At 72.6% G+C, this 12,089-nt stretch carries 13 protein-coding genes and 1 riboswitch; of the genes, 7 read left to right on the plus strand and 6 right to left on the minus strand.

Going from position 1 to position 12,089, the window contains the following annotated elements; all coding sequences use genetic code 11:
- Complete coding sequence (locus Sspor_RS10545; protein WP_202198818.1) at window positions 1–792, plus strand: helix-turn-helix domain-containing protein; 792 nt, start codon at window positions 1–3, stop codon at window positions 790–792.
- Here Sspor_RS10545 and Sspor_RS10550 read toward each other — a convergent pair.
- Together Sspor_RS10550 and Sspor_RS10555 are read right to left on the minus strand one after the other, a co-directional pair.
- Complete coding sequence (locus Sspor_RS10550; RefSeq protein ID WP_202198819.1) at window positions 778–1,200, minus strand: hypothetical protein; 423 nt, start codon at window positions 1,198–1,200, stop codon at window positions 778–780. The two genes, Sspor_RS10545 and Sspor_RS10550, sit on opposite strands and share 15 nt — an antisense overlap.
- Window positions 1,201–1,344: 144 nt before the next feature.
- Window positions 1,345–1,494 (minus strand): hypothetical protein, encoded by a 150-nt coding sequence (locus Sspor_RS10555; protein WP_202198820.1) that lies wholly within the window; start codon window positions 1,492–1,494, stop codon window positions 1,345–1,347.
- Window positions 1,495–1,708: 214 nt separating this feature from the next.
- On the opposite strand from Sspor_RS10555, the gene Sspor_RS10560 reads away from it, so the two are divergent.
- The 4 genes from Sspor_RS10560 to Sspor_RS10575 are packed head-to-tail and all read left to right on the plus strand — an operon-like array spanning window position 1,709 to window position 6,138.
- Window positions 1,709–2,734, plus strand: a complete 1,026-nt coding sequence (locus Sspor_RS10560; protein ID WP_202198821.1) for a hypothetical protein — start codon at window positions 1,709–1,711, stop codon at window positions 2,732–2,734.
- Window positions 2,731–3,366, plus strand: coding sequence for a toxin-antitoxin system, toxin component (locus Sspor_RS10565; protein ID WP_202198822.1), 636 nt, complete (start codon window positions 2,731–2,733; stop codon window positions 3,364–3,366). Before Sspor_RS10560 ends, Sspor_RS10565 begins: the two co-directional genes overlap by 4 nt.
- Window positions 3,367–3,382: 16 nt before the next feature.
- A complete protein-coding gene (locus Sspor_RS10570) occupies window positions 3,383–4,921 on the plus strand; it encodes an NAD(P)/FAD-dependent oxidoreductase (RefSeq protein ID WP_202198823.1) in 1,539 nt (512 codons plus the stop codon).
- Window positions 4,918–6,138 (plus strand): MAB_1171c family putative transporter, encoded by a 1,221-nt coding sequence (locus Sspor_RS10575; protein WP_202198824.1) that lies wholly within the window; start codon window positions 4,918–4,920, stop codon window positions 6,136–6,138. The genes Sspor_RS10570 and Sspor_RS10575 overlap by 4 nt, the downstream gene beginning before the upstream one ends.
- Before the next feature lie 124 nt (window positions 6,139–6,262).
- On the opposite strand, the gene Sspor_RS10580 is transcribed toward Sspor_RS10575, so the two are convergent.
- On the minus strand, window positions 6,263–7,108 hold the full coding sequence (locus Sspor_RS10580; RefSeq protein ID WP_202203591.1) for a bifunctional 5,10-methylenetetrahydrofolate dehydrogenase/5,10-methenyltetrahydrofolate cyclohydrolase: 846 nt from the start codon (window positions 7,106–7,108) through the stop codon (window positions 6,263–6,265).
- A 78-nt stretch (window positions 7,109–7,186) separates the two neighbouring features.
- Window positions 7,187–7,289: riboswitch (ZMP/ZTP riboswitch) on the minus strand.
- Between the two features lie 57 nt (window positions 7,290–7,346).
- Between Sspor_RS10580 and Sspor_RS10585 the strand changes: the two genes are divergently transcribed.
- Window positions 7,347–8,108, plus strand: coding sequence for a class I SAM-dependent methyltransferase (locus Sspor_RS10585; protein WP_202198825.1), 762 nt, complete (start codon window positions 7,347–7,349; stop codon window positions 8,106–8,108).
- Between the two features lie 214 nt (window positions 8,109–8,322).
- Window positions 8,323–9,909, plus strand: a complete 1,587-nt coding sequence (locus tag Sspor_RS10590) for an RNA polymerase sigma factor (RefSeq protein ID WP_202198826.1) — start codon at window positions 8,323–8,325, stop codon at window positions 9,907–9,909.
- A gap of 104 nt (window positions 9,910–10,013) precedes the next feature.
- Here Sspor_RS10590 and Sspor_RS41070 read toward each other — a convergent pair whose 3' ends face one another.
- The 3 genes from Sspor_RS41070 to Sspor_RS10600 are packed head-to-tail and all read right to left on the minus strand — an operon-like array spanning window position 10,014 to window position 12,053.
- Window positions 10,014–10,136, minus strand: coding sequence for a hypothetical protein (locus Sspor_RS41070; RefSeq protein ID WP_266819070.1), 123 nt, complete (start codon window positions 10,134–10,136; stop codon window positions 10,014–10,016).
- Between the two features lie 49 nt (window positions 10,137–10,185).
- Window positions 10,186–10,626 (minus strand): SRPBCC family protein, encoded by a 441-nt coding sequence (locus tag Sspor_RS10595; RefSeq protein WP_202198827.1) that lies wholly within the window; start codon window positions 10,624–10,626, stop codon window positions 10,186–10,188.
- A gap of 41 nt (window positions 10,627–10,667) precedes the next feature.
- A complete protein-coding gene (locus Sspor_RS10600) occupies window positions 10,668–12,053 on the minus strand; it encodes an amino acid permease (RefSeq protein WP_202198828.1) in 1,386 nt (461 codons plus the stop codon).
- Window positions 12,054–12,089 lie beyond the last annotated feature (36 nt).

Below are 12,089 nucleotides of genomic sequence, written 5' to 3' on the forward strand. Positions count from 1 at the left end.
ATGACGACGACGAGTGTGGGCACCCTGTTGCGCGCCTGGCGGGAGCGGCGCGGCATCAGCCAGCTGGAGCTGGCGGGCCGCGCCGACTCCTCGTCCCGGCACATCAGCTTCATCGAAACGGGCCGGTCGCGGCCGAGCGAGGAGATGGTACTGCGGCTCGCCGACCATCTCGACGTACCGATGCGCGAGCGCAACTCCCTGCTGCTCGCGGCGGGTTACGCCCCGCGGTACGCGCACACCGCACTGGACGACCCGGCGATGGAGACGCTGCGCGAGGGCATCGCCCGCCTGCTGGCCGGGTACGAGCCCTACCCGGCCCTGGTCGTGAACGCCGTGTACGACGTCGTCGCCGCCAACCAGGGCATCGCCATGCTGCTGGACGGGCTACCGGAGCACCTGCTGACTCCGCCGCTGAACGCCATGCGGATCACCTTGCACCCCGAGGGCCTGGCCCCGCGGATCCACAACCTCAAGGAGTGGCGCGGGCACCTGCTGGCGCAGATGGAGCGGCAGATCGCGCTGGCCCGCTCCGAGCCGCTGCGCGCCCTGTACGAGGAGGTGGCGGCCTATCCGGTCGCCGAGCGCCCGGGCGGCGACGGCGTCCCGGAGGAGCCCACCGCGCCCATCGCGCTGCCGCTGGTCATCGAGCACGACGGGCACCTGCTGTCCTTCGTCTCGTCCATCGCCACCTTCAACACGCCGATGGACGTGACCGTCGCCGAGCTGGCCATCGAGACGATGCTCCCGGCCGACCCGGCGACGGTGAAGTACCTGCGCTCACTGGGCGGCTGAGCCCGCGCGCAGGGCGAACTGCTGGAGCACGGCGAAGCCGGCCACGGTGAGGGCCTGCACCGGGATCCACAGCAGACCGGCGGTGGTGGGCTCGAACCAGAGCGCGAGCGAGGCCAGACTCAGCACGGCCCAGGCGTAGTTCGTCTCGATGACGAGCTTCACGGGAAGAACGGGCGGCTGCCGCCGCGAGGCGAGCCATCCGACGCCGGCCCCGTAGACGGCGAGCAGGATCCCGAGTCCCAGCACCAGTCCCTGCCCGACCCCGAGCAGCCGGCCGAGCGGGGCGGAGAAGGCGGCGTACGCGAGCCCGTTGGCGGTGGTGACGACGGAGTCGAGGGCGAGGAAGCGGCGCAGCGCGGTCTGCGGGGCGCGATTGCGGGCGAAGCCGGCGAGCGGGGTCGCGGACATGGGAATCAGCCTCCATCGAGGTCGAACGGCCGGGCAGGACACGGATCCCGGGACCGAGTGCGCGGCCCCGGAACCCGATGCGTCCACCGTGCCGGAGTCCGCGGAACGGGTCGATTACCTCCCAGGTAACGGGCACCCGCGCCGTCAGGGGTGGTCCTGCAGCGCCGCGCGGGCCCGTTCGGTCTCGCCCAGGTACGGGTCCCGGGTGGAAGCGGACCGGTCCGGACCTGACGCGGGCTCTTCCTCGGCGGCGGGCGCGGTGGCTCTCGGCGGCCGCGGGGATCTACGCGGCATCCGCCTGGTGTGAGGTCATGGGCCGATGCCGGCGGCCAAGACCTGCTGTCCGCGCGGAGCTTGTCGTCCGCTCCGGCAGCCGGTGGATCCCAACCCTTTTTGAGGTGTACGGCAGGAAACGTTGGGGTTCCCCTGGTTCGGCCAGGGGCGGGAGGCTAGGCTTCATCGAGCCCGAATCACTCGAACGCCTTGTCGACATATGGAGAATCCGCCGGTGCGAGCCGCCGCCCGACCCGATCTCGCCGCGATCTGGCGTCGTACCTGGGCGCTGGCGCAGGAGCACGGGCAGGATCCGGCCGAGGTGCTGGCGGTGGAGCGGCTGAGCCATCTGTCCGGGGTCGAACCCGGGCGCATACCGCAGGTGGTGGCGGGCACCGCCGTGGAGGCGCCGCTGGAGCGACGGGTGCACCAGCGGTTCCTGCGGCTGCGCGCGACCCGGCCCGACAAGCACGGCCGGGAGTGGCCGCTGGCCGCCATCGCCGACGACTTCGACGCCCCGGGAGCCTCTCTCGGGCCGCTCAACGCCGGTACCGGGCTGCCCCGGATGGGTCACGCGGCGGGCGTGCAGCGGTTCTTCGGCGTCCACGCCGGTTTCCTCCTGGCCGACAGCAAGAGCGCGGTGGAACGGGCCCTCGCCCTGTCCGCCACCACCGTCCCGGACGGCCGGAACGATCTGGAGCACCTGTCGTACCTCACCGGCATGACCCCGCAGGCCATCCGGCTCACCCTGGACGGCCGCCCGCCGCGGCTCCCGCTCAAGGAGCAGGTGCACCTGCGGTTCGAGCACCTGCGCCGCACCCGCCTACGGGAGGACGGCCAGCCCCACTCGCTGGCGGCCATCGCGAAGTCCTTCGACGCGTCGGGGCAGTCGCTGACCCGTCTCGCCCAGGGCGAGGGCCTGCCGAACCTCGCCGCGGCCGCCGGGATCCAGCGTTTCTACGGCGTCGAGGGCGGCTTCCTGCTGGCCGACGACTCCGAGGCGCTCTCCAGCGCCCTCGCCCTGGTCGAGGGCGAGTTGGAGTCCGCGGTGCGGGACCGGGAGAACCCGATGCTGGCGGTGCTGCGGGCGCACGACGTACGCAGCATCGTCACGCGGGCCGGGCGGCTGTCGCCCCAGGGCTGGAAGTCGCTGGCCGACCACTTGGACGACCTCCTCGCGCGCGAGGGGCAGCTCGGGGTTCCGGGCACGCAGGGCGGGACGCCGGCCGAGGGCGCCGGCACCGAGGGAGAAACACCATGAGGACCACACGGGCCATGCGCGAGCTGGCCGCCGAACTGCTGGCGGGCGCGCGCCTGACGCCGCCGGCCGATGCCGGGGAGATCATCGGGGCACTGTGCGCCGCATACGCCGACCGGCGGGGCGGGGAGCGGAAGGTTGACGTCCACTTCACCTCCTTTCCTCCCGACACCGCCAGCGGGCTGTGGCTGGAACTCGACGACGTCGACCTGATCGTCGTCGAGCAGCACACCCGGCCCGAACACCAGCTCGTCATCGCGTGCCACGAGCTGTGGCACCTGGACGAGGGGACCTCCGACAGCGTCGGTCCGGGCATGCTGGCGGCCGCCCGGCTGGCGGGACACCCCGGCCGCCTCGCCGAACTGCTGTCCTCCGGCTCCGGGCTGGAGGCGGTGGTCCGGCAGGCCGCCGCGCGCGCCGACCAGGGGGATCCGGCGGAGATCCGGGCCGAGACCTTCGGCCTGCACCTCGGCAACACCCTGCGCCCGTACCTGCCGTCGCCCCGGGAGCAGCAGCTCCCCGAAGCCATCGAGCGCATCAAGTCCTCACTCGGTTGGGGAAGCCCCGTGCCACGCCGTGACCCGGAGCAGCCGGCCGCCGCATCCCTCACGCCGATGCCCTCAGCACGGCCCTGACAGAGAGCACGCCACGATGAACCAGTCCACCCCGCCCCGCCACGCCGTCGTCATAGGCGGCAGTCTGGCCGGCCTCCTCGCGGCCGCCGTCCTCGCCGAGCACGCCACGGTCACCGTCATCGACGCCGACCCGCTGCCCGAGGGTCCGGCCCCGCGCCGTGGACTCCCGCAGGCCCGGCACACCCACCTCCTGTGGTCGGGCGGTGCCCGGGCCATCGAGCGGATCCTGCCCGGCATCACCGACGACTGGACGAAGGCGGGGGCCATCCGCCGCAGCCTGCCCACCGACCTGGTCACCATGACCGCCCAGGGATGGATCCCGCGCTGCGGGGAGAAGCAGTTCAACATCTCCTGCAGCCGGGACCTCCTCGACTCGGTCGTCCGCGCCCGGGTGACCGCCCTGAAGGGCGTCACCACGCTCCAGCGCAGCCGGGTACGCGCCCTGGAGGGCACGGCCTCCCGGGTCACCGGCGTCCTGGTCGACACCCCGGACGAAGAGGGCCGGCTGCTGGCCGCCGACCTCGTGGTCGACGCGAGCGGCCGCGGCTCGCGCGCCCGGATCTGGCTCCAGGCCCTCGGCGTCACCGGGATCCGGCAGGCCGAGGTCGACTCGGGCCTCGTCTACGCGACGAGGATCTTCGAAGCCCCGGCCGGGGCCCACGAGATGGGCTTCCCCATCGTCAACGTCCAGTCGGACCCCCGGGTGCCCGTCCCGGGCCAGACGGCCACGATCGTGCCCATCGAGAACGGCCAGTGGCAGGCCACCCTCTCCGGGACCCGCGGCGGCCGGCCGACCGACGACCCCGACGCGTTCATCCCGTTCGCCAAGGCCGTCCGCGACCCGATCGTCGGTGAGCTCCTGGAGGGCCGCAAGCCCCTGACGGACGTCGCCGTCACGAAGGGCACCGCCAACCGCCGGATCTACTTCGAGAAGGCCGAGCTGCCCGACGGCTTCTTCGCCGTCGGTGACTCCGTCGCCACCTTCAACCCGCTCTACGGCCAGGGCATGACCGTCGCGGCCCAGGGCCTGCTGGCCGTACGCACCCTGCTGCGGGCGAAGGGCCTGGAGCACCCGGGGATCGGCCGTGAGGCGCAGCGCGTCATCGCGCCCCAGGTCAGCACCGCCTGGGAGCTCGCCACGTCGCAGGACATCCTGTACCCGGGGGCCACCGGGATGAAGCCGCGCGCCGGCGCCGGCCTGCTCAACGGGTACGTCAGCAGGCTGATGACGGGAGCCACCACCGACGAGGCGCTCACCGCCGCCCTGTTCAAGGTCCTCACCATGAGCACGGCACCCACCCACTGGCTCCACCCGTCGGTGGTCTGGCACGTCCTGCGCGCCTCGGACCAGGGCGCGCTGAAGGCGCCGCCGCTCACCTCCGCCGAGCGGGCCGTCGCCGGGCTCGACCGGGCGCCCGGCAGGACGCCCGACACGACGCCCGGTACGACGCCCAACGCGACGCCCGGCACCGGCACCCCCGCGGGCGCGCCCGCCTCCACCGGCCCGTCGGCGGACCCGGTCGGTCCCGCCGACGCCGTCGGACAGGCCCGATGAGCGGCAGGCTCCTGCCGCTCCTGCCCGCGTCCCTGATGGTCCTGGCGCTGCTGATCAAGCTGCCGAAGCTGCGCGGGGACCGGGACCGGCCGCTGAACCGGACGGCGTGCGCGCTCCTCGCCGTCGGGGCACCCATCAACTTCCTCGCATCGCCTTCGACCATCGCCGCCGTCAACCGCCACACCGGCGTGGTCAACTTCTCCGCGCCCCTGGTGTTCGGCCTGTGCACGGTGTTCTCCGGGCTGTGCGTCGTCCTGGTCCTGCAGTGGCGCGGCGGGCCGCCCGCGGCCGTGCGCCGGGCCACCCGGCTGACCACGGCCCTGTTCGGCGCGGCGACCGCGGCCATCGTCGTCCTGTTCGTGGTCGGCGACGCGCCGGTGGAACGGCTCCAGGACCTGGACACGTACTACGCGACGACGCCCTGGATCCGCGAGATGATCGTCTGCTTCCTCCTGGCGCACACCCTGGGCACCTCGGCGCTGACCTGGCTGTGCGGCAAGTGGCTGACGTGTGCGGACCGGGCCATGCGCCCGCTGCGCACGGGACTGGCTCTGATCGTCGTCGCCGGGCTGATGGACCTGGCCTACCTGGCCGCCAAGTGGGCCTCGGTCGTGGCCCGCTGGACCGGCCACGACCTGGTGTACCTGTCCACGGACGTGGCGCCGCCCCTGGCCGGGGCCGCCGGGCTGCTGCTCGGTGCCGGATTCGTCGTGCCGCTGGTCGGCGGGTCGGCGACGTGGCTGGCCCTGAGCCAGTACCGCCGGCTGCGCCCGCTGTGGAAGGCGCTGCGCGGGTTCGCCGCGACGCAGGGCCGGACCGTCCCCCTGGCCTGGTGGTCACCGGTGGGGATCCGGCTGATCCACCGCGAGTCGGTCATCGACGACGGCATCCTGGCGCTGGCCGGCTGGTTCGACCCCCGGGTGCACGGCGCCGCGTACGAGGCCGCCCTGGGCCGGGGCATGAGCGAGGCGCATGCCGCCACGGTCGCGGACGCGGCCGTCCTGGCGGCCGCGAGCCGCCTCAAGGCCGCCGCCGCCCGCGGATCCGGGCCGGGGCCGGCCGCGATACCGCAGCCGTACCGCCTGGGCCGCCGGCCCCTGACCGCCCTGGCCCACGCCCTCCGTACCTCCGACATCGTCGCGGCGGCCCGTGAGGCGGCCACCGCCGGCATCCCGGACCCGCAGCCGGCCCCGCAGCCCGGCCCGGTCGGCGCCTGAGCCGCACGCGGCCCGCCCGGGCGTCCGGACCGGCCCCCGGAACGCGCGACGCCCCGGACCGGGACGGTCCGGGGCGTGCGGGCGCGTGCGCGTACGTCGTACGCGGGATCCGCGCGCGGTGGGATCAGAGCTCCGCGAGGTCCAGCCCGGCCTGCGCGGCGGCCGCCTGCACGGTCTGCTCCAGCAGGACGGCGATGGTCATCGGGCCGACACCGCCCGGCACCGGGGTGATCAGCGAGGCGCGGGCGGCCGCCGACTCGAAGTGCACGTCGCCGACGTTGCCCTCGTTGTACCCGGCGTCCAGGACGACCGCGCCCGGCTTGATGTCCTCGCCCCGGATGAACTCGGCCTTGCCGACGGCGGCGACCAGCACGTCCGCCTGGCGCACGATCGAGGGAAGGTCCTGGGTCCGCGAGTGACAGTAGGTGACGGTGGCGTTCTGCTCCAGCAGCAGCATCCCGGCCGGCTTGCCGAGGATCGCGCTGCGGCCGACGACGACGGCGTGCTTGCCGGTCAGGTCCACGTCGTAGGCGGCGAGCAGGCGCATGATGCCGCCGGGGGTGCAGGAGACGAAGCCCGGCAGCCCGAAGCCCATGGCGGCGAAGGAGTGCATGGTGACCCCGTCGACGTCCTTGCCCGGGGCGATGGCCTCGAAGGCGGCGCGCTCGTCGATGTGGTGCGGGACGGGGTGCTGGAGCAGGATGCCGCTGATCTGCGGGTCCTCGGAGAGCGCGGTGAGGGTGGCCACCAGCTCCTCGGTGGTGGTCCCGGCCGGCAGCTCGACGTGGCGGGAGGTGATCCCAGCCTTGGCACAGCGGTTCTGCTTCATGCGGACGTAGGTCACGGAGGCCGGGTCCTCGCCGACCAGCACGGTCGCGAGGCACGGCGCGGTACCGGTGCGCTCGGTGATCTTCGCCGCGTAGGCGGCGGTCTGCTCCGAGATGCGGCGGGCGAGGGCCGTGCCGTCCATCAGCCGGGCGGAGCCCGCGGCGGGGGCAGGGGCAGTCTGGGCAGTCGTCACGGGGTCTCCTGAACGTCGCTGCGGATCGCGGTTCGCCCAGGCGCGCGGCAGCGGGCGTACCAAAGGTCCACAGGTACGCCGGGCCGCTCCCCGGTGGTGATCCACCCGAACGCCAGTCACGGCCCGCCGACCACTGTAGTCGACATATCCGGTGGTTGTCGGGCGTCCGACCTGGGACGATCAATGCATGACGCGTACTTTCGACCATCTTGTCGCCGAAGCCGAGTCCGTCTCCGTGGACGGCTGGGACTTCTCCTGGCTCGACGGCCGGGCCACCGAGCAGCGCCCCTCCTGGGGCTACCAGCGGCTGATGGGCGAGCGCCTGGCCACGGTCCGGTCCGCGCTGGACATCCAGACCGGCGGCGGAGAGGTCCTGGCCGGGTGCGCCCCGCTGCCGCCGCTGACGGCGGCCACCGAGTCCTGGCCGCCCAACGTCGAGAAGGCGACGCGGCTGCTGCACCCGCTGGGCGCGGTGGTCGTCGCCGACGCCGACGAGCCGCCGCTGCCCTTCGGCGACGCGGCCTTCGAGCTGGTGACCAGCCGGCACCCGGTGACCATCTGGTGGGAGGAGATCGCACGGGTGCTGACGCCGGGCGGCAGCTACCTCTCGCAGCAGGTCGGTCCGGCGAGCGTCTTCGAGCTCGTCGAGTACTTCCTCGGCCCGCAGCCGGAGGAGGTCCGGCGCGGCCGGCACCCCGACGACGCGGTCGCCGACGCCACCGCGGCCGGCCTCGAAGTCCTCGATCTGCGCTCCGAACGACTGCGCACGGAGTTCCACGACATCGGAGCCGTGATCTACTTTCTACGGAAGGTGATCTGGATGGTGCCCGGCTTCACGGTCGGGCAGTACCGGGACCGGCTGCGTGAGCTCCACGAACAGATCGAACGCGAAGGTCCGTTCGTCGCTCACACCGCCCGCTTCCTCATCGAAGCCCGTAAAACGGGCTGACCTGAAGGGCGGACGGATCTGCGCCGGATCGGGTTGCGCGGCCACAGCGTGGCGCAGGTCACTCAATTCAGCGCGTAACGAATCGACTCGGGCATGCGATGAACCGACAGGTGTCCTCGCGCGGCCCGGAATACAGACCCCCCTCGGGTCTGTTTCCCGAGTTCGCGCGATGATGTCCCGCCCACCCTTATCTGTTCGCAACGAGAGGCTCCTTGTGTCGCTCAGCCCGTCCCGTACGTTCCCTCCGGAGATCGCCGAATCCGAGGCCCTTGTCGCGCTCGTCGAGCGCGGCCGCGAGCAGGGTCACATCAACGGTGACGACGTGCGCCAGGCCTTCGAGGCCGGCCGCATCCCGGTGGACCAGTGGAAGCGGGTCCTGCGCAGCCTGAACCAGGTCCTGGACGAGGAGGGTGTCGCCCTTCACGTCAGCGCGGCCCCCGCCACCAAGGCCGCCGCCAAGAAGCCCCGCAAGGCTGCCGCCGCACCGGCCCGCACCGTGGCCAAGAAGGCCACCGCCGCGCCGCGCCCCATCGGCGCCCGCAAGACCGCGGCGACCACCGCGGCCACGGCCACCGCCACGGCGATATCCGCTTCGTCGGCCGCCGCCACCGAGGACGAGGCGTCGGCCGAGGCCGCCGCCGAGCCGAAGAAGCGCACGGTCAAGAAGACCGCCGCCAAGAAGACCGCCGTGAAGAAGACCGCGGCGAAGAAGACCAGCGCCAAGGACGCCGACGAGGGCGAGACCCCCGTCGTCGAGGGCGAGGACTGGGCTGCCGAGGACCTCGCCGACGAGGCCGAGGAGGAGGCTCCCAAGGCCGGCGGCACCCAGGGCTTCGTCCTGTCCGACGACGACGAGGACGACGCCCCGGCGCAGACGGTCATGGTGGCCGGTGCCACCGCCGACCCCGTCAAGGACTACCTCAAGCTCATCGGCAAGGTGCCGCTCCTCAACGCCGAGCAGGAGGTGGAGCTCGCCAAGCGCATCGAGGCGGGTCTGTTCTCCGAGTACAAGCTCGAAGAGGAGGAGGACCACAAGCCCGCCTTCAAGCGCGAGCTGGAGATCCTGGTCGAGGACGGCCGCCGCGCGAAGAACCACCTGCTGGAGGCCAACCTCCGCCTCGTGGTCTCCCTCGCCAAGCGCTACACCGGCCGCGGCATGCTCTTCCTGGACCTGATCCAGGAGGGCAACGTCGGCCTGATCCGCGCCGTGGAGAAGTTCGACTACACCAAGGGCTTCAAGTTCTCCACGTATGCGACCTGGTGGATCCGGCAGGCGATCACGCGTGCCATGGCCGACCAGTCGCGCACCATCCGCATCCCCGTGCACATGGTCGAGATCATCAACAAGCTCGCCCGCGTGCAGCGCCAGATGCTCCAGGACCTGGGCCGTGAGCCCACCCCGGAGGAGCTGGGCAAGGAACTCGACATGACCCCCGAGAAGGTCATCGAGGTGCAGAAGTACGGCCGCGAGCCGATCTCCCTGCACACCCCCCTGGGTGAGGAGGGCGACAGCGAGTTCGGTGACCTCATCGAGGACTCCGAGGCGGTCGTCCCGGCGGACGCGGTCTCCTTCACCTTCCTCCAGGAGCAGCTCCAGTCCATCCTGGGCACGCTCTCGGAGCGCGAGGCGGGCGTGGTCTCCATGCGTTACGGCCTCAACGACGGCCAGCCGAAGACCCTGGACGAGATCGGCCGCGTGTACGGGGTCACCCGTGAGCGCATCCGCCAGATCGAGTCCAAGACCATGTCGAAGCTGCGCCACCCGTCGCGTTCGCAGGTGCTGCGCGACTACCTCGACTGAGTCGGTCTCCACCAGGACGCCCCCGACCCGCGCATCCGCGGGTCGGGGGCGTCCTGCGTCCCGTCGAGGCCGGGCCCGGTCAGGTCAGGTCAGGTCAGGTCAGGTCAGGTCAACCGGAAGACCGGCTCCCTGGGGGTGAACGGCAGGGAGGCGCCCCGGGGGATCAGGCAGGCGTGTTCGCGCCGGATGCGCAGGGTGTCGCACCCGCCGTCCGTGATCACCAGCACCGGGGCCCCGGGCGGGAAGTCCTCCGCCCGCTGATGTCCCCGCGGGCCTTCAGGTTTCGAGGAGGTGCTTGAGCTTCGCCTCGCCGCGGGGCATCTCCTTGCGGACCATGGGCCTGACCACGAGGGGTACGAGGGCCCGGCCCACCCCGTGGCCCTCGAAGTCGACGTCCAGGGTGAGGCGGGAGCGGGCGCCGCCGTCGAGTGGTTCGACGGTGCCCCGCACATCGGGTCGTACCGGCCCGTCCACGCCGTGCACGTGCCAGCTCCTCGGCGGGTCGAGCTCCACGAACTCCAGGGTCGTGGGGACCCGCCGGCGGCCGATCTGCCGGGTGACGAGGATCAGCGAACCGACGTGCACGGGGAGAGCGCCGATCGGGACGGCGGACACGGCGCTGTCCTGCCACTCCGGCAGGTGCGTGGGATCCGTCAGGTACGCGTAGACGTCCTCGGGCCTGCGGTCGATGTCGATGCTCTTCCTCATCGCGGACATGGTGACCCCTTGAAGCCCCCTGGGCGGCCCCTCCGTCCACGCTACTCCGCGGGTGACGCTGCGGCGCGGTGCTTCTTCGCGGACATGGCGGCGTAGACGAGGACGCCCGCGAAGAGGAAGAGCACGCCCTGGTAGACGGCCGCGTAGCCGGAGCCGGCGACCAGCCACATGGAGAAGCCGAAGGCGAGGGCGGCGAGGACGCCGTCGCGGGCCAGCCGGCCGGGGTGGACCCGCTCGCGCTGCCCGGAGAGCAGGAAGTAGATCTGCGCGGCGGTGGCCAGCAGGTAGGGGACGGTCGCCGTGAAGGTGGTGATCAGGACCAGGCTCTCGAAGACGCCCTGGGTGCCGGCCGTGTAGTTGTAAACGGTGAGGGCGGAGGCCAGGGCGACGGTGACGATCACGCCGACGACGGGGACGCCGCGCTTCTTCGTCTCGAAGGCCTTCGGGAAGAGCCCGTCCTTGGCGGCGGCGTACGGGGTCTGCGCGCTGAGCAGGGTCCAGCCGTTGAGGGCGCCGAGCATCGAGATCACGGCGGCGCAGGCGACCACGGTGCCGCCCCAGGTGCCGCCGAACATGGCGTTGACGGCGTCGGTGAAGGGGGCGTCGGAGGAGACCAGCCGGTCGTGGGCGACCAGGCCGAAGACGGCGACGGTGCCGAGCAGGTACACGGTGGCCGCGCCCACGGTGCCGAGGACGGTGGCCCGGCCGACGTTGCGGGCCGGGTCACGGACCTCGCCCGCGCTGACGGTGGCCGACTCGACGCCGAGGTAGCTGAACAGCAGGATCGCGGCGGAGGCGGAGACGGCGCCGGCCGCGCTCTGGTCGGTGGCCCGGAAGGGGCCGAGGTTGGCCGGGTCGAAGAAGAACAGCCCGCCCACGGCCACCAGGAGCAGCGGGGCGAACTTCAGTACGGTGGCGACGACTTGCACCGCGCCGACGTAGCGGGTGCCCGCCAGGTTGGACAGGGCCGGGAGCCACTGGACGGCGAGGGCGGCCAGGCACATGGACCACTTGTGTTCGCCCGCGGCGGGGAACAGCACCGTGAGGTAGCCGACGGCCGCGACGGCCAGGGCCGCGTTCGAGACCCAGGCGGTGATCCAGTAGCTCCAGGCGGCGAGGAAGCCGGCGAAGTCCCCGAAGGCGGCGCGGGCGTAGACGTAGGGGCCGCCGGTCTGCGGGTGGCGCTCGGCGAGTCGGCCGAAGACGAGCGCGAGGGCGATCGCGCCGGCGGTGAGGACGCCGAAGGCGACGAGGCTGATGGTGCCGAAGGGAGCCACCGAGGCCGGGAGGAGGAAGATCCCGCCGCCGATGATGTTGCCCATGACCAGGCAGGTCGCGACGGGCAGGCCGAAGCGGCGTGTGTGGGGGTCGCGGTCCTGCTCGGGGGGTGCGGCGGCCTCAACGGCCCGGGTTGCGGTGCTGGTCATCGGTGGTGCGCCTCTGGATGTCTCACATGCTGGGCA

The organism is Streptomyces spororaveus, from assembly GCF_016755875.1.
In the GTDB taxonomy this organism is placed as follows: domain Bacteria; phylum Actinomycetota; class Actinomycetes; order Streptomycetales; family Streptomycetaceae; genus Streptomyces; species Streptomyces spororaveus.

Coding starts and splice junctions, on each gene's coding strand:
- Sspor_RS10545 (WP_202198818.1), top strand. CDS start 1: ATGACGACGACGAGTGTGGGCACCCTGTTGCGCGCCTGGCGGGAGCGG.
- Sspor_RS10550 (WP_202198819.1), bottom strand. CDS start 1,200: ATGTCCGCGACCCCGCTCGCCGGCTTCGCCCGCAATCGCGCCCCGCAG.
- Sspor_RS10555 (WP_202198820.1), bottom strand. CDS start 1,494: ATGCCGCGTAGATCCCCGCGGCCGCCGAGAGCCACCGCGCCCGCCGCC.
- Sspor_RS10565 (WP_202198822.1), top strand. CDS start 2,731: ATGAGGACCACACGGGCCATGCGCGAGCTGGCCGCCGAACTGCTGGCG.
- Sspor_RS10570 (WP_202198823.1), top strand. CDS start 3,383: ATGAACCAGTCCACCCCGCCCCGCCACGCCGTCGTCATAGGCGGCAGT.
- Sspor_RS10575 (WP_202198824.1), top strand. CDS start 4,918: ATGAGCGGCAGGCTCCTGCCGCTCCTGCCCGCGTCCCTGATGGTCCTG.
- Sspor_RS10580 (WP_202203591.1), bottom strand. CDS start 7,108: ATGGACGGCACGGCCCTCGCCCGCCGCATCTCGGAGCAGACCGCCGCC.
- Sspor_RS10585 (WP_202198825.1), top strand. CDS start 7,347: ATGACGCGTACTTTCGACCATCTTGTCGCCGAAGCCGAGTCCGTCTCC.
- Sspor_RS10595 (WP_202198827.1), bottom strand. CDS start 10,626: ATGTCCGCGATGAGGAAGAGCATCGACATCGACCGCAGGCCCGAGGAC.
- Sspor_RS10600 (WP_202198828.1), bottom strand. CDS start 12,053: ATGACCAGCACCGCAACCCGGGCCGTTGAGGCCGCCGCACCCCCCGAG.